The organism is Bilifractor porci (assembly GCF_009696005.1).
Classification (GTDB): domain Bacteria; phylum Bacillota; class Clostridia; order Lachnospirales; family Lachnospiraceae; genus Bilifractor; species Bilifractor porci.
The window spans coordinates 123,769-139,308 of record NZ_VUMV01000006.1; the positions used below are offsets into that span (position 1 = coordinate 123,769).

At 47.2% G+C, this 15,540-nt stretch carries 14 protein-coding genes and 1 tRNA gene; 12 read left to right on the forward strand and 3 right to left on the reverse strand.

All coding sequences use genetic code 11. The annotated features are described in order from the left end of the window. Positions 1-7 precede the first annotated feature (7 nt). From FYJ60_RS09225 to FYJ60_RS09245, 5 genes are all read left to right on the forward strand, one after another. The gene (locus FYJ60_RS09225; protein WP_154458393.1) at positions 8-1,045 is read left to right on the forward strand and encodes a glycosyltransferase family 2 protein; all 1,038 of its coding nucleotides are present in this window, start codon (positions 8-10) and stop codon (positions 1,043-1,045) included. Beyond that, positions 1,042-2,409 (forward strand): phenylacetate--CoA ligase family protein, encoded by a 1,368-nt coding sequence (locus FYJ60_RS09230; protein ID WP_154458394.1) that lies wholly within the window; start codon positions 1,042-1,044, stop codon positions 2,407-2,409. The genes FYJ60_RS09225 and FYJ60_RS09230 overlap by 4 nt, the downstream gene beginning before the upstream one ends. A gap of 140 nt (positions 2,410-2,549) precedes the next feature. Continuing rightward, on the forward strand, positions 2,550-3,782 hold the full coding sequence (locus FYJ60_RS09235) for a lipopolysaccharide biosynthesis protein (protein ID WP_154458395.1): 1,233 nt from the start codon (positions 2,550-2,552) through the stop codon (positions 3,780-3,782). Between the two features lie 153 nt (positions 3,783-3,935). Next, the gene (locus tag FYJ60_RS09240) at positions 3,936-5,273 is read left to right on the forward strand and encodes a phenylacetate--CoA ligase family protein (RefSeq protein ID WP_154458396.1); all 1,338 of its coding nucleotides are present in this window, start codon (positions 3,936-3,938) and stop codon (positions 5,271-5,273) included. Positions 5,274-5,778: 505 nt separating this feature from the next. Continuing rightward, a complete protein-coding gene (locus FYJ60_RS09245; protein ID WP_154458397.1) occupies positions 5,779-6,000 on the forward strand; it encodes an RDAC family protein in 222 nt (73 codons plus the stop codon). An 11-nt stretch (positions 6,001-6,011) separates the two neighbouring features. On the opposite strand, the gene FYJ60_RS09250 is transcribed toward FYJ60_RS09245, so the two are convergent. Both FYJ60_RS09250 and FYJ60_RS09255 read right to left on the reverse strand, forming a co-directional pair. Continuing rightward, entirely contained in the window at positions 6,012-8,090 is a 2,079-nt protein-coding gene (locus FYJ60_RS09250; RefSeq protein ID WP_154458398.1) for a hypothetical protein, read from the reverse strand. A gap of 96 nt (positions 8,091-8,186) precedes the next feature. Beyond that, positions 8,187-9,554 carry an ArnT family glycosyltransferase gene (locus FYJ60_RS09255; protein ID WP_205839045.1) on the reverse strand — a complete coding sequence of 456 codons (1,368 nt, stop codon included), beginning with the start codon at positions 9,552-9,554 and terminating at the stop codon, positions 8,187-8,189. Between the two features lie 149 nt (positions 9,555-9,703). Here FYJ60_RS09255 and FYJ60_RS09260 point away from each other — a divergent pair, with 149 nt between their 5' ends. Further along, the gene (locus tag FYJ60_RS09260) at positions 9,704-10,894 is read left to right on the forward strand and encodes a hypothetical protein (RefSeq protein ID WP_154458400.1); all 1,191 of its coding nucleotides are present in this window, start codon (positions 9,704-9,706) and stop codon (positions 10,892-10,894) included. 171 nt (positions 10,895-11,065) lie between these two features. Next, a tRNA-Thr gene (locus FYJ60_RS09265) sits at positions 11,066-11,138 on the forward strand. A gap of 303 nt (positions 11,139-11,441) precedes the next feature. Here the strand turns inward: FYJ60_RS09265 and FYJ60_RS09270 are convergent. Next, a complete protein-coding gene (locus FYJ60_RS09270) occupies positions 11,442-11,627 on the reverse strand; it encodes a ribbon-helix-helix domain-containing protein (RefSeq protein WP_154458401.1) in 186 nt (61 codons plus the stop codon). Between the two features lie 198 nt (positions 11,628-11,825). Here FYJ60_RS09270 and FYJ60_RS09275 point away from each other — a divergent pair, with 198 nt between their 5' ends. From FYJ60_RS09275 to FYJ60_RS09295, 5 genes are all read left to right on the forward strand, one after another. Further along, entirely contained in the window at positions 11,826-12,389 is a 564-nt protein-coding gene (locus tag FYJ60_RS09275) for a hypothetical protein (protein ID WP_154458402.1), read from the forward strand. A 637-nt stretch (positions 12,390-13,026) separates the two neighbouring features. Continuing rightward, a complete protein-coding gene (locus FYJ60_RS09280; RefSeq protein ID WP_154458403.1) occupies positions 13,027-14,058 on the forward strand; it encodes a hypothetical protein in 1,032 nt (343 codons plus the stop codon). Between the two features lie 46 nt (positions 14,059-14,104). Then, positions 14,105-14,437 (forward strand): hypothetical protein, encoded by a 333-nt coding sequence (locus FYJ60_RS09285; protein WP_154458404.1) that lies wholly within the window; start codon positions 14,105-14,107, stop codon positions 14,435-14,437. A gap of 13 nt (positions 14,438-14,450) precedes the next feature. After that, on the forward strand, positions 14,451-14,789 hold the full coding sequence (locus FYJ60_RS09290) for a DUF5681 domain-containing protein (RefSeq protein ID WP_154458405.1): 339 nt from the start codon (positions 14,451-14,453) through the stop codon (positions 14,787-14,789). Positions 14,790-14,793: 4 nt separating this feature from the next. Continuing rightward, the gene (locus FYJ60_RS09295; RefSeq protein WP_154458406.1) at positions 14,794-15,438 is read left to right on the forward strand and encodes a hypothetical protein; all 645 of its coding nucleotides are present in this window, start codon (positions 14,794-14,796) and stop codon (positions 15,436-15,438) included. The last annotated feature ends 102 nt before the right edge of the window (positions 15,439-15,540 follow it).

The following is a 15,540-nucleotide window of genomic DNA, read 5'->3' on the forward strand; positions in this document are numbered from 1 at the left end:
GACATTTATGAAAACTGTCAGTATTCTGATTCCTACGTATAATGAAAAAGATAATATCGCTGCGATGGTAGAAGCCTGCCGCAGCCAGATCAAAGATCATCTTCCGGGATACGGATACGAGATTGTCATGATCGACAACGCGTCTACAGACGGCACCAGAGAGATCGAAGAAAAACTCTGCCGGGAGGATCCCTGCGTCAAGGCGATTTTTAACGCGAAGAACTTCGGACCGTTTAACTCCCCGTATTACGGCCTCCTGCAGACAACGGGGGACTGCACGGTCAAAATAGCCGCGGATTTCCAGGAGCCGCCGGAACTGATTCCGGAGATGGTGCATTACTGGGAGCAGGGTTACAAGCTGGTGGTAACACAGAAAACCACCAGCGAGGAAAGCCGTCTGATGTATTCCGTTCGGTCCTTTTACTATAAGCTGCTTCGGAAAATGTCTGATGTGGAGATGATCAATCAGTACACTGGATTTGGTCTTTATGACCAGTCTTTTATTGCGTTTATGCGTTCCCTGAATGATCCGACGCCGTTTCTGCGGGGAATTGTGGCGGAATATGGCTATAAAATGAAAACGATTCAATACAGCCAGAAAAAAAGGCGAACCGGGAAATCGCATCATAACTTCATGTCGCTCTATGACGGCGCCATGCTCAGTATGACATCCTATACAAAAATCGGACTCAGAATTGCTACCTTTCTCGGATTTATTGTCGCGTTTGCCAGTGTCGTGATTGGCATTATCTATCTGGTGCTGAAGCTGATCTACTGGGACCGCTTCCTCGCCGGACAGGCGCCCACGATGATCGGCATGTTTTTCCTGGGCGCTGTCATTCTTATTTTTCTGGGGCTGATGGGAGAGTACGTGATCAGCATTAACAAGCGGCTGATGAACCGCCCGCTGGTGCTTGAGGAAGAACGACTTAATTTCTCCGAAGAAGATTACCGGAAAGGGCAGGTCGGCGTGCCGAAAACAGTGGAGAGGATCGAGCCGGAGATGATTCAGGCGGCAGAAGAGCAGGGAGACCGGAAGGAATGAAAAAGAACAGAAAAGATACACCGGGAGAAAAGCTTCGCTGGACGGGATTTTTTGTGCGTGACAGGCTGAAGGACCACGGCCTGGCAAGGCGTCAGCTGGAGGCGGATTTATACGCGTACCGACACGGGACATCTGTGCAGGAAACCAGACAGAAACTGGGCGCGCTGATTGATCATGCGGTGCGCACCACCGGGTTTTATAAAGACTACGATCCCCGGACCCCGCTGGAACAGCTTCCGGTTGTAGATAAAGATACCTTCCGGAATCACTACCGGGAGTTCCTTTCCTCCGATTACACGGACGCGAAGGATAACCGCCTGATGTCTACCAGCGGATCCACGGGAACGCCTCTGACGATGGTGCAGAACCACGGCAAGGCCGTCTGTGATCAGGCAGACGGGGCGGCCATGGGGGTGCTCGCCGGTTATCGGATCGGTGAGAAGATGGCAATGCTCCGGGTATGGGTCAGAAACGTGCAGAAGGGAAAACTTCAGCAGATGGCGGAAAACAGCATCATGATGGACAGCTCATCCCTGTCCGATGTTTCCATGCAGTCCATGCTGGATGTCCTGAAGAGGGAAAAAGTCAAATGCCTGATCGGCTATGCGTCCGCGATAGGGGAACTGAGCGATTATATCCGCAGGAACCATATTTCCACGGAAGAATTCTCTCTCCATTCCATCATCCCGATTTCCGAGACCATGCCGGATCCGGTAAGAAAACAGCTGCAGGAGCAGTTCGGCCTTCCGGTTCAGTCCTGGTATTCCAATGAGGAAAATGGGATCATGGGAGTTCAGGAAAAATATTCGGATGCCTATTACATCAACTCCGAGAGCTATTACTATGAAATCCTGAAGCTGGATTCGGATGAACCCGCGGAGAACGGAGAGGTGGGGAGGATCGTCATCACAGATTTGAACAACTACGCCTTTCCTGTCATACGCTACGCAAACGGAGATACGGCAGCCGCCAGATATACAGAAAAAGACGGAAGGTTCCGCCTGGAACTCACCGAGCTGTACGGGCGCCGGAGTGATATGCTATATGATACGCAGGGAAAAGCGGTTACTCCGTATGTGATTACCAATAATCTCTGGAATGTAGACGGGGTCAGGCAGTATCAGTTTATCCAGGACGGAATAAAAGAGTACACACTGAAACTAAACGGGGATAAAGACCGGATGGATATACCGGACATTCTCGGAAGAATCCGCCCGTATCTGGGTGAGGACGCCGAAATCCAGGTGGAATTTGTACAGGAAATTCCGGTGCTGGCTTCCGGAAAGAGAAAGTATATCGAAAACCACTGTCCGGAATATGTCCCGGAAATCCGGCGCCAGCACGCCGGGCGGGAGGACCTGTAACCGGATGTCGTGCGGGAAACGGCAGGTAAATAGCAGGACAACAACCGGACGTCGTGCGGATAACGGCAGGAATGCAGCAGAAAAATGCCACGAAAACAGCTGACGGACAGGATAGGTGAAAGGATACATAGGGAAAAGGCGTGCAGACAGAAAGAGTCGACAGGGCAAAAAAGAGACAGATCGTTAAAAATACGCTTTATACCATCGGCGGCGCGCTGGTTCTGAACGGAATCCTGCAGCTGCTGATCTATCCCAGACTGAACGCGGAGCTGGGAGCGGAGCAGAATGGCATGGTTCTCTATATCATGGCGTTTGTCAATATTCTTGGGCCATCTGTCGGGCAGGCCATGAATAACAGCCGCCTGGTGGTAAGAAGAGAGCTTCCGGTCACAAATGGAGATTATAATCTTTCCATCGGTATTTTTTCCGCTGTCGGCATTCTGGTTTCCCTGCTTCTGGCAGGAGAAGCCTTAAACGGGGTTCTTTCCTTTGGGCTTGCGGCTGCTGTTATGCTGCTGACCATCTACCGGTTTTACGGAGATGTGGAGTACAGGCTGTCTCTGGATTACAGGAAATATTTTATCTATTACACCTTCTGCGGGGTGGGGTATGCTCTGGGGTATGTATTCTACCGCCTTACCGGGCAGTGGATGCTGATCTTTGTTACAGGAGAGGCGGCAGCGCTTCTCTATGTCCGGTTCACAGGAAGCATTTTCCGCCCGTTTGCAGACAGGTCGGAATATTTTCCGGTTGTGGTCCGCAGAGGATTGCTTCTGGTCATTTCCTATCTGGTGACAAATGTCACACTGAACATCGACAGGCTGTATCTGAAGTCTGCGCTTGGCGGAACCGCTGTTACACAGTATTATGTGGTCTCGCTGATAGGGAAAACGCTGGTTTTATTTATCGCGCCCATCAACACGATTATTATCTCCTACCTGACAAAAGAGAACAGACGTATCAGCCGGAAGCAGTTTTTTCTTTTTTCCGGAGCGGGAATTGCGGTTTCCGCCGTGTTTTTTCTCCTCTGCCAGATCGGAACCCCGCTTTTTATCCGGCTGTTCTATTCGGATTTGGCGGAATCCACGGCAGGACTGGTAACCGTTGTCAATCTCACGCAGATTCTTGCAATGCTTTCAGCGTATCTGTTTATTGTAGTACTGACCTTTACCGATGAAAAATGGCAGCTGATTCTTCAGGTCATTCATCTGATCGTTCTGCTTATCCTTATTGTCGGCATGACGCCTGGGGCGGGGCTCCGCGGATTCGCGGCGGCTATGCTGATAGCAAATGCCCTCCGGATCGGTGCGGTCATGATTCTGGGAACCGTATATTCCGGAATAAAATACGCAGACGGCAGAAACAGAAGATAGGGATGTTCTGAGAACAGACGGCAGGAACAGAAGACAGGACGTTCTGGGAACAGACAGCAGAAATAAAAGATAGGTGCTTTCTCAGAACAGAAATCAAAAATGAAAGGAACAGCGCCGGACGGCGCGAAAGAAACGAGATACAGGAGGAAGAAAATGCAGCCGGGAGAAGTAATCAGAAGAACCGCATTCAATGCATTGGATACGCTTCATGGAGGACGCCTGAACAGGCTGAAAGAGGTTAATAAATCAGAAATTGCAAACGGTGTGACAAAGGAGTATCAGGACCGCAGAATTCAGGATATCCTTTCCTACGCGGTGAGAAACTGTGCTTTTTACGGCAGCCTTCCCGTCCATGAAAAACTGGAGGATTTTCCCGTCCAGACCAAGGGGGATTTTCTGGATCACTATGAAGAAATCCTAAGCGATCAGTACCGGGACTGTCGGGATAAGCTGGAGAGATTTTCCACCAGCGGTTCCACGGGAACTCCGTTTACCGTACTGGGAGATCCGGAAAAAGCGGCGCATGTTTATATGAATTCTATGTCTGTGTTGGAACTGAACGGCTTCCGTCTCGGTATGAAGAGGGGAGAATTCCGCGCCTGGATCAAGGGGAAAAACACCATTTCCGGCTGGAAGTCTTTTAAAAACAACCTGATCATGATCGAGATTTCCAACATGAGTGATGACTCAGTGAAGGAGATCCTGGATTCTATTAAAAGACAGAAAATTCAGGCGCTTATCGCCTATTCCAGCGCAATCCAAGTTCTTACCGATTACATCGACAGAACCGGATATGATATCCGCGGATGGTCTGTAGAGCTTATTTTTACCATGGGTGAAGCACTTGCCGAAGGCTATCGGGAAAAGGCGGAGAGAATCTTCGGAATCCGCCCGATTCTCTCATACGGGAATAATGAGAATGGTTTCGTCGCGGTAACCCTGGACGGCGGGGATGAGTATGTGGTGGATCAATATAACTTCTATGTGGAAATTCTGAAAATGGATTCGGATGCTCCTGCGGAAGAAGGGGAGCTGGGAAGAATCGTCCTGACCGATTATTACAACAGGGCATTTCCCATGATCCGCTATGATACAGGAGATACCGGGAAGATGCGGACAGAAACAGACGGGCAGGGAAGAATCCACCGGTATCTGACTGAGATCTACGGCCGCAGAGGATCGCTGATCTATAATACCAAGGGAGAACCGCTTTCCATTCATGTATTTATGAATAATCTGCTGAATTTTGAAGGCGTTCTCCGTCAGGCAAAATGCATCCAGACAGGAAAGAAATCCTATTTGCTGCAGCTGAATCCGTGTCCGGGGGTAAAGCCGGACGAAAAAACCGTGGTGGATTCCTATAAAAAATATCTGGGGCAGGATGCGGATGTGCAGGTAGAATATATCGGAACCCTGCCCATCCAGCAGTCCGGCAAAACAATGACCTGCGAGCAGAGGTGCAGGGAATATCTTAAATTTCAAACTTCTTAAATAGAGCTATTAGGCTCTTAGAAGCCCATTACCTTTAGGCGATGGGTAGTTCACCTGCTTTCCAGAAACGGATCGACTGATTTCCAGCATGTCCGTTACAATATGCTGCGCCGCAATCAGAGATGCGTTGTCCTTATATGGGCTGCCAGGCTCTTTTCTCTGCTAACGTAAAAAGAGAACCCGCATCGCTTCGGATCCTCTTCTGTAAAACTTTGAATTGCCGTATTTTAAGTCGCTTGCCGACCGGAACCTTTATGGCTCCAATGCCAATGGTATCGGCCTCATTCTGCAGCCAAGGCAGATCTCTAGCCGACGTGTGAGTACAAGTTTTTTACGTTGGCGGCTTCAACGGGAGAAGCTCCTTATCTCCATATCGAAGGAACATCGCTGCTACTTCTGGCACTCATAGTATGATGTATTTTATAGATACTTGCAATTAAAATTTTTTGAACTTATGTTACTGGTGAGAGAAACTCAAAAATGCTTGAACAAGGAAAAAAAAGAAATGGTCATTACAATCCAAAATTTTCTGGAACTGAAAAAAATCATGGAGGATCGCTGCCATACGGAAATCCATTATCATGAAAGCTGTGATCGGCAGCATTTTTCTGCAGATAAAGCTCTTTCCGGAGATGCAAAGCTCTTTCTGCAAGACTATTTCTCCAAATGGCATCAGAAGGTGCAGTTCTATGACGAGGATCGGCAGTTCACTTTGGTTGATTTGTGACATCTTATACTTTATGAAATTGCACGAAAACGATAGATGTGGATGTCTGTACCCGTGTTTTTTTCTTCAGCCTGAATGTTTTTTCCTGTCTGCTCAGAGAGGAAGGCCTGCATCAGCGAGGCATCCTGGCTGACAAATATTGTTTCGGGATCGGTAACCAGAGAAAGAAGCGGGCGGTCCGGGTCGGAAAGATTCAGGTTTTCTGCCTGCAGATAATACCGTCCGGAAAAGCTGTCCCAGCTTCCGGAACGGACGATATTCTGAAAGGTATCAGTGCAGAGCACGTCCTTCACCGGTCGGTCATAAAAGTAGAGCATGCTCAGTACATAGCCGTCAATGATGCATAACCGGCTGCTGTCTGCGGCAACCTCTTCTTTCACGGACTGATACGCAGTATTGCCTTCCTGACGGTGATCCTGGGTAGAGGCAAGAAAATCCCTAGTGCAGGTTATCTCCATGTCCACGGTCAGAAGCAGCGAAACGATAGCAAGGACACTACAGATAACATTTCGACAAGATTCCTTCCAGACAGATTTTCTGCCGGAAGAGTTTTCTGTATCTGGTTTTTCATTTTCACTGGCGGGGACAGCCTGTTCCGGCTTCACGTTTCTGTTGGCAGGGGCAGCTTGTTCATGCCCTAATTCAGCTGTCAGAATCCAGATGATGGCTGTCATCATCAGCGGTGCGGCAACTCTTGTCACAAAACGCATGCGGTACAGCAGAAGTGCGGCGCAGAGCAGATACCACATCAGCAGTGTCAGGCCGGAAAGCAGGATCGGGCGCAAAATCCTTTTTCTGCGTCGTGCGAAATTCAGAAAAAGAAGAAAGATCCAGGCAGCAGCGGGAAGCAGAAAAATCCGGAGATTGGCACCCTGGAGGTTCTGTCTGGCATCTGCCACCCGTTCCGGCAAAGAAAAACTGTGTCTGGCAAGTTTTCCTGCGGCCGTCATGCCGTCTATGGTGAATACTTTTTTATCCGCAAACTTCCAGGAGCAGAGCATGTCATAGTCTGTGGCGGAAAGTCCCGCGTTTTCCAGTTCTGTTTTATGTAGACCATAGGAGAGCCGGTTGTAATCTACAACAGAAGTACGTGCCTCATTAAAAGAAGAAAAAAATCTCCAGGTGTCAGAACCATAGGACTTGCTTTGGATGACCGCATCTCCGCCAAAAAGAAGAATTCCGGCCAGCAGAGCGGGCAGGATCCGGCGGGAGATTGCGCTGTGTGCATTTTTAGTGTTGGAGATGCGGGAAGACATCTCGCAGCAAGCTGCACCATCGGCATTTTGAGTTTTAGAAGAGCGGAAGGAATGCCCATCAGAAGACATTTTGCCATCTCCCCTTTTTACTATGGAAGTGCAGCTGCGGATTGCATGGAGAAAGCTGTACGCTGCGATCGGTAAGCACAGAGCCAGTTCAGGAACGATGGTGTCTTTACGCAGGGCAAAACCGAAATAAAAGAAAACGATTCCGGCGATCAGTTCTACTGTCCCGGTATTATTTGAGCCCCGGCGATGGAACAGGCCGTCATCCAGGAGCAGGAGCCCTGCGCAGGCAGAGAAAAAAGCGCCAGCCGTATAGGTGAAAAAGACAGGAACAGGCAGAAAATTCAAAGATGCAGTAAGCAGCAGAGCTGCTGCGGAGCGGGTGCGAAGCCATAAAATATCATAGAAAACAGCAAAGCTGCACAAAATAACAAGAAGGAGCAGAACAGCATACCAGTTTACCGCTCCGGTAAGGTAGTACAGTCCCTTAAGCAGATATCCCACGGAAGTCCGGATATAAACAAGATTTTCACTGTACTTCCACCCGTAGGAACCGTTGGCAATAAAATTCAGCAGATAATCATCCGGTTCCATAAAATAAAGCGTCCGGAAGGGAAGCGTGACCAGGCACAAAAAGGCGGAGAGCAGAAGGCAGAAAAATCTTCGACTCCATGAAGGAAGGCCGTTTACGGGGAGAATATTTCTTTTCCTTTTGAACAGAAACCGGAAGCAGTCAGAAGCGGTCGCGGAGCCGGACGTGGGAGTATTATTATTCTGAATGTTATTCTGTCTCTCGGACAGAGCCGTGAAAAAAGATAAAGATTTCATAATTTCTCCTCTGCAGCCTGTGCCAAATCACAGAAATCTGGTTCAAACCACTGGGTTTCAGAGCCAGAGCCCCATTATTACCTGACTGCGTAAAAATCAGTGTATCAGAAGATAAAGTCCTGCTGAAAAAGCCGAGACAATGCCGATAAAAAACGAAAAAATCTTCCGGAGAATCTTCCGGTGTTTTCCGGTCCGGCAGTCCTGGTTCATTCCATGGGCGGTCAGAAGAAGCAGCCAGGTGAGGGCAATATAGCGGAAATTCATGGTACAGACCTGCGGGTACCGGAAGGCGAAGGACACATATCCGGCTGCCAGCGTAAGGAATCCTGTGAAAAGCAGAATCCGGTACTCTGCGCGCACAGATTTCCGGAAAACCATCCGGATCAGTTCTACAATACCCAGAAGATATAAAATTGCGTCTGCCCAGAGGAGAACCATTCCGGCTGCCTGCCTGGAAAGCGTAGTAACCGGGACAATGCCTTCGTCAAAGCTCATGGTAAGAAAGGTCTGGCCCCAGATATTGGCATAGTCTGTGTAATGATTCCAATCAATGGAACAAAGCGTTATCTGCCGGAGAGAGGGAAAACCGATCCGCGCGGAAAGCGGAACCGTGCCGATATACTGTCCGGAATCAGTATCGAAAGCCGGGACATAGTTAAATGGGATACCAAAAAGAACCTTGTTTCTTAGAACCCATGAAAGACCGAGCGGTATGCAGACCGCGCCGAACAGGGCAATCTGCAGCAGGACAGTTCCGGGCTTTTTTCTGTCTTTCCAGAGCGTATACAGAAAAACCAGACCAACCGCGGGAGCGAGAAGAACCGCGGAGGTTTTGGAAAGCATGCCGAGGGCGAAACTCAGTGCCAGAAGGACGATAAGACGCCAGCTGCGTTCCTGAATCCAGCACACCGTAAGGTAGAGGGTGATTGTGCAGAACATCGTCATCAGGCAGTCATTGTTTATTTCGGTTCCCAAAATAAACCAGATCGGACAAAAAGAGAAAAACGCAGTAAGAATCAGCCGGGAATCCGCCGCGCGGACCGTCCGGAAAACCGTGAGAATGGAAAAAAGCACGGCGATATCAGCAAAAACCATATTCATGGCCTGGATCCACTCAAAGGTTTCTGCCACAGAGCCCCCGAAATGGAGAATAAATTTCATCACTGCGGCTCCGCAGAGATGAAACAGGGGAGGGTGATAAAATTGAGAATATTCCTCCGCTACCTCAGGAAACCGGTGGAACTGATATAAATACTGAATATAACCCAGATGACCCTTTGTTACCGTCTGCCAGTCGGAAATCTCTCCCAGGTCGTGTCTGGAAATATTGTATGGAACCTGGGCCGTGTAAATCCAGCGGAAAAAACATCCGGCTGCAAATACAAGGAGCACGCACAGCAGAAGCTTTCGCTCCTGATCTTCCGCACTGCCCTTATCAGAATGGGATGAAAAATCAAAAAACATGTCAGGTCTCCCCATGTGACAAAATGCCTACAGAAACCATCATACCAGAATATAGCGGACATGCCCAGAGAGATGGACACACTCTTTTCACTTGTGTTTGTCTGGAAAACAGCGTTACAATAACCGCCATAAAAAGGGGATTGTTATAAATGATGCTTTTAGGAAGAACAAGAAAGATCAGAGTACCCGATCTTTTTATCATCTTTGTAGTGATTCTATCTGCAGTGGCGGGAACCGCGCAGTATGTTTTTGCGGAGGACTGGGCGGCGCCGGATGCGGGCAGTGATGATTACCAGCAGCAGAATGAATACTGGTACGGAACTCCTCAGGACGGATCTGAGGATACGCCGGTTTACGGAAACGGGTATGGCGGCCAGGCGCAGGAGGACTACGGCTCTGATCAGACGGGCGGCGGCTCAGCGGGAGGCCAGAGCGGCAGCTCTTACACAGAGTATGGCTCGGATTATGTGAATGATTATTTTGGCTTCACCCGCTCGGATCTGGTTCTGTATCTGCTGGAAAACCAGGAGGAGTATATAGGGACTCCCTATGAGGAGACAGAAGGGGAAAGCCAGAAGCCCGGCGCGGACGGCCATATGCAGTGCGAGGGCTTTGTCTGGAATGTGCTGCACGCGGTGGCGGAGCAGAATTCAGAAGATGTACCCTGCTGGGAAGGGGCGGATACCTCTCCTTATGAAAACGGAGGCGGATGGGTAATCTGGATTTACAGCCACGACATTGTTTATTACACCTTCTCTGCCAAGGAGGAGATGCTCGCGTCCGGCGTTCTGGAAAAGGGAGATATTATCTGGTCTTTCGATGAGGGCGGCCCGATGTCCGTTTCCGATTATCACCACGTAGGGTTTTTCTGGGGGGATTCCCCGGATGATGATGTTTTCTGGCATTCCAGTGAGTTCGCTTTTACGGAAACCTACGAAGGGGAGGAGGGCGCCAACCGGATATCCCAGATTGAAGGGGCGACGGAAGACGTTTCCGAATGGTGGGTCGTCAAACTGTCCAAAGACGAGGAATTTCAGGAAAATCTGGAAGCCTACGAGCAGAAGCAGGAAACAGCGCTGGCAGCGCAGAGCGTGACGGCGGATCAGGCGGCTGCCGAAGAAGGCAGCAGTGAGAACGCATCCCAGGACAGTTCTTCTGTTTCCTCTTCCGGTTCGGACGAAACCGACTTATCAGGTTCCGGCACAGATCAGACAGGCATCAGTACAGACAGTACATCGCAGGCAGACCAGAAAACCGGAGGCTTTTCGCTCTGGTCATGGCTGGGAAATCTGTGGAAAAAAATCATTTCCGGCATTCAGACCCTTTTTGGGCAGGCATGAAAAAGCCACATGCCATAGGGACTGACCAAAAACTATAAATAATACTGAAAATTTCCATTCACGTTGAAAAAATTTTGTCGCGCAGGCATGAAGAATTTCCTTGACAGGGGATAACTCGTTTGATATGATTTAATCCGTTGACGAGCGGAAAGCACCGCGGGTCGACGGAATGCTGATATAGCACAGTCGGTAGTGCGCATCCTTGGTAAGGATGAGGTCACCAGTTCGATTCTGGTTATCAGCTCTAGGCGCCAGGCATCAGCCGGTAGCGCACCATTGGTAGTGAGGAGGTCACCGGTTCGATTCCGGTTGCCAGCTCGAAAATAAAGGCAAATAAAGGCTTTTCGGAGTTTTGTACTTGCGAAAGGTCTTTATTTTTTGTTCAGATGTGTCATATCAGCCGAACGAACAGCCTTCTTCGTTTTTGCGTCAACATTATAGCATGACTGAGTACGAAAAGGGGAATTTGTTCAGATTTTGTTCAAGTTGGGAATTGTGAACGAAAAAGAAGCCCGGAGACAGTCCGAGGCTCTTTTTATTTAATGGATTAGTGATCTTTCGGGTCAACGTCCATATTGTCGAGGGCGTAACGGAGTGCCATTCCAATTACCTCGTTTCTGGAACGGTTTGTCTTTGCCGCCAGTTTGCCATAGGCTTCTTGAATATCCCGTTCAATGCGGATAGTCATAGTGACGGCGGTTTCCTCTTTTGGTGGAACAACGAATTTTGCCATAACTTTCCTCCATATATCTTGACTACATTATATGTTTACTTGTTACGGCAAAACCATATTAAAAATCGTGCTGTTTATAATGCTTGTTATAATGTTCAGATAGTGGATATTATAATGAGTTGATATTTTACTTCACTTCTGTGTTATGACTGTGATATAATGCGAAAAAGCAGTATTCAGATAGCACAGAGGTGCAAAATGCGTAGTTTGATAGATGTTGAGACTGCAAAGAGCATATTGCAGAATGACGATAAACTATATCCGGGAATGAAGAAGTACAAGCATATTATGGATTCTCTGCATTGGACGGACGTTTCCAAGGACAGAGACTTCCAAAGGACTTTTAACGGCTTTTTCAAGGTTATATTCCGAAATGACGATTTTTACACGCTGTTCTATTCGTATTTGGAAAGTCACAAGGAAACGGCGGTTACTTTCGAGGAAACCTTAGAACACTTGAAGCAAGCGGAGGGTCAGCTTGAACTATCCTTTTCAAGTAAGTTGATAGCGGTTATCAACCCCAAGCGTCCGATATGGGATAAAATCGTAGCGGTCAATCATTTCGGGATGGTCGTTCCGACAGACGATGACAACCGACAAGAACGAATCGTCAGGTTGTACCACGAGTATTGCAGTCGATATTATGAGTATATCTATTCCAACGAGGGGCAAACGCTAATCCGTCTGTTTGATGAACGCTACCCAAGCACAGGCTTTTCAGACGCTAAGAAAATTGATTTTATCCTGTGGGCGGATGCCTGACAATCTGCTGTGCCTGTCTTCTCTGGTTTTGGATATAATAGGCGGTATAAAGATTTCGGAGGGTGCAATATGAGTTTTGAGGACAGAATACGAAGTGAGCAGACACTAACACGGATAACGAACGATGATTTGGTTTGCAAGGATTGTCTTGTGAGATATGCGGACGATGTAATCTATGGAAATACATCAAGATGTGAAACATATCCTGTCTGTAAGCCGTACGAAGTATTGTTAGGGGGCAAGTGTTCCGAATACTGTAAGGAATAGATTCTCACAGCCAAATATCGGATATGCGGCTATAAGGAACGGAGCCGCGGCTATTTTTGATTTTAATATGTTCCAAGTGGGAATATGCAGGAGAAAATTTGAAATGGCTTAGAACGGAAAATAACCGCCCTATACGAGGGCAAGGAAAATCAGATTTTTTTGAAATTGGCTGTTGTCTTTCCGTTTGAAATGTTGTATAATTAGAAAAAATTGCAGAGATTGCGGAGTTCGGGAGTTCCCGAAAGTTGATTAGAATATTAGAGTAGGCAGTAGCCAAAGAGAAGCCAGAGCGCTAAGTAGTCAGAGGACGAAAGGCGCTCTTTTTTGCGTCCAAAAATTTGAAAAGAGAAAAGAAAGGAGAATGCGAAAGGTGGCAAAAAATAAGGCTTCTACTGCCCGACGATTTTATGCAAGCCGTTGTCAGCAAGGTATGGACGGCGTGCAAGCCGAAATTTCCCTGACGATTGACGGGGCGGATATGTTATCCGTTGATGAAGAACCTCTATTGAGCAAGGGTGGAAAAAATATCGGGAAAATACGGTGTCAAAATGGGAAAGTGTCAGTATATATCAATCCTGTTCACTGTATTAGACCGAACAACTGTAAACCGTTTGGAGTAGTTGACGCTATCAAAATTGAAATTGTGCGTTCAATGGTATTAGAGGCTATTCGGGAATATTTGAAGAAGTATCTGCAAAATGAGTATTCAGATGAATCCTATGATTTGGGAAGTATAGAGGTTATGCAGGCAGAATGTAATCTCACGCTCAAAGTAAAAAGTCCGGAGTTGTTATCTAATGTCGTTGATATGTTTGAAAAGGCGTTCGACAAAACGACAACATATCGAAAACGCAAGAGGAAGCAGGGCTTTGAAAAGAAAACCCTATCGTGCAGTACCTACGTTCCGAAGAAATATTTTGTTAAGATATACGACAAAACCGAGGAACAGCACGAAAAGGGCAATCCGGCAGTAGAGAGAAATCTGCTTCGTATAGAATTCAAGTTTTATAACGAGTATTTGAAGCGGGTATATAAAGACAAGACATTGAATGCCGTATTGACAAGAGAGGGATTGGCTGTGCTGTGTCGTGAATACAAGACTGTATTTGAGGAAGTGGAAAACAAGTACATCAAGCCATACCTGAATTACTGCGTGCAGACCGTATTTGAAAGTCTTACAAGTTCAGAAACGGGAAACGAAATTGCAGAAACAGTAGCCAGACACAAAGATTTGATAGTGGATATGGAAGTGCTTCGGAAAGCGTTAAAACGGTGGTACACGGATTATAAGCATATCGAAGATAGGAGCAGTAAAGTTGTGTATTACTACAAGAAAAACAACTTTGGTATTCCAATCGGCGTGCTTGAAACACTCAAAATGTTCCATAATGCCGCTGGATAATGTCCTAAATATGGGGATGATTCCAAGGCTAAGAAAAGAGTACAAAATGGAATTATCGTTGCAGAATAACAGGGTTTTATCGGTTTTCAAAAAGGTAGATAACCCAAGAAGAAATAAAGGATTTGTAACAAGAGATTATCAATCGGAATGTGAGGTGCATCGTATGAAGATAGACAGAGTATCGGCTGATATAAAGTTTCGGCGTACCCCTGTTGACGCAGTAGATGCTTACAATCTGCTGATAGAAACGCTAACAGATAACATCAAGCAGAAACGGGCGGTGCTAGAGGAAATGAAGACAGCCGAATGTAAAGAAGCGTTTATTTCGAATTGGCAGCCAAACCTAAAAAGCCTGACTGTCAGAATAAACGATGATTAAGGAGTGATGAACAATGGCGTTTGTAAAGGGTCAAAGCGGAAATCCCAGAGGAAGACCGAAGCAGACCGAAGAAGAAAAGGCACAGAAAGCGGAATTTAAGGCATTGCTGAAATCTTCTACCGTTCCCGCCTTGAAAAGCATTATACGGATCGCAAAGGATAAGGACAGTAAAGACCGTTTCAATGCTTGTAAATACATTCTGGACAGAGCCTACGGAACAAACACGCCGTTGCTCTTGAATGATATGGAAAACGAGGAACAGCAGTTAATTGTGAAAGTCGTTCCGTACAGTTTGCCAGACGACGATTGGAGCGACGAGGATTGGGAAAATGCCGAAGGACAGGAGGATTGAGAAAATGGAAGAAATGAGTATTGTGGAAAGCCATAACAGAATATGTGAGGAAATACGGAGAGCGTCAACACCCGAGGAAATCAAGGCGGTGTATGGGAATGTGAAAGACTTCAAAGAAACATATGGCAGAGTTGACACCGCCACGGTTGACAGTCTTTCCAAGCGGTTTGAAACAAAACTGTCCGCTATGCTTGAGGATAATGATGCAGTCTATCAGAAATTGTTTGAAAAAGTAAACGCTATCAATAATAGGGAATACGACTTCACGGCAGACAAGGACACTTCCGCCCAAGTGCAAAACAAGGCTTTGCAGATGATGGCAAAACTGCCGTCTGTAAGGACAGCGGCGAACACTACTATTATTTCAGATACGCTGTCAAAAGCAATCAATTCTGGCGTTATCGGTTCTCGTGCGGTGTTGGAACTGTTGAAATATCCTGCCTATGCTGAAATGGTAAGCGTTCCGTTGAGGAAACAGGCGATTGACGGAAGCAAGACCGAAGAACAAAGGGCATACGAAAAAGTCAAGGCGGCAGAATTAAGACAGGCACAGAAAGCACTTGCGGAAGTGTTTTCACAGGGGTATCGGTTACGGTTATTGAATAAGAGTGTTGCGAGAGCCAACAGACCATCCGTATTTTCAAGATAAAGAAAAATCAAAAGTCTATGACAAGTGTGCAGTCGCACGATTTCCAAGTAGTCCAGTCGGGCAAAAGTAAAATCCAAAAATGAACACATAGGCGGTAGTCCA

Excerpts from the sequence above, each read along its gene's own strand:
- FYJ60_RS09255 (WP_205839045.1), bottom strand. The coding sequence starts at position 9,554 with ATGTTTTTTGATTTTTCATCCCATTCTGATAAGGGCAGTGCGGAAGAT.
- FYJ60_RS09275 (WP_154458402.1), top strand. The coding sequence starts at position 11,826 with ATGCGTAGTTTGATAGATGTTGAGACTGCAAAGAGCATATTGCAGAAT.
- FYJ60_RS09260 (WP_154458400.1), top strand. The coding sequence starts at position 9,704 with ATGATGCTTTTAGGAAGAACAAGAAAGATCAGAGTACCCGATCTTTTT.
- FYJ60_RS09290 (WP_154458405.1), top strand. The coding sequence starts at position 14,451 with ATGGCGTTTGTAAAGGGTCAAAGCGGAAATCCCAGAGGAAGACCGAAG.
- FYJ60_RS09245 (WP_154458397.1), top strand. The coding sequence starts at position 5,779 with ATGGTCATTACAATCCAAAATTTTCTGGAACTGAAAAAAATCATGGAG.
- FYJ60_RS09295 (WP_154458406.1), top strand. The coding sequence starts at position 14,794 with ATGGAAGAAATGAGTATTGTGGAAAGCCATAACAGAATATGTGAGGAA.
- FYJ60_RS09240 (WP_154458396.1), top strand. The coding sequence starts at position 3,936 with ATGCAGCCGGGAGAAGTAATCAGAAGAACCGCATTCAATGCATTGGAT.
- FYJ60_RS09230 (WP_154458394.1), top strand. The coding sequence starts at position 1,042 with ATGAAAAAGAACAGAAAAGATACACCGGGAGAAAAGCTTCGCTGGACG.
- FYJ60_RS09250 (WP_154458398.1), bottom strand. The coding sequence starts at position 8,090 with ATGAAATCTTTATCTTTTTTCACGGCTCTGTCCGAGAGACAGAATAAC.
- FYJ60_RS09285 (WP_154458404.1), top strand. The coding sequence starts at position 14,105 with ATGGAATTATCGTTGCAGAATAACAGGGTTTTATCGGTTTTCAAAAAG.
- FYJ60_RS09225 (WP_154458393.1), top strand. The coding sequence starts at position 8 with ATGAAAACTGTCAGTATTCTGATTCCTACGTATAATGAAAAAGATAAT.
- FYJ60_RS09270 (WP_154458401.1), bottom strand. The coding sequence starts at position 11,627 with ATGGCAAAATTCGTTGTTCCACCAAAAGAGGAAACCGCCGTCACTATG.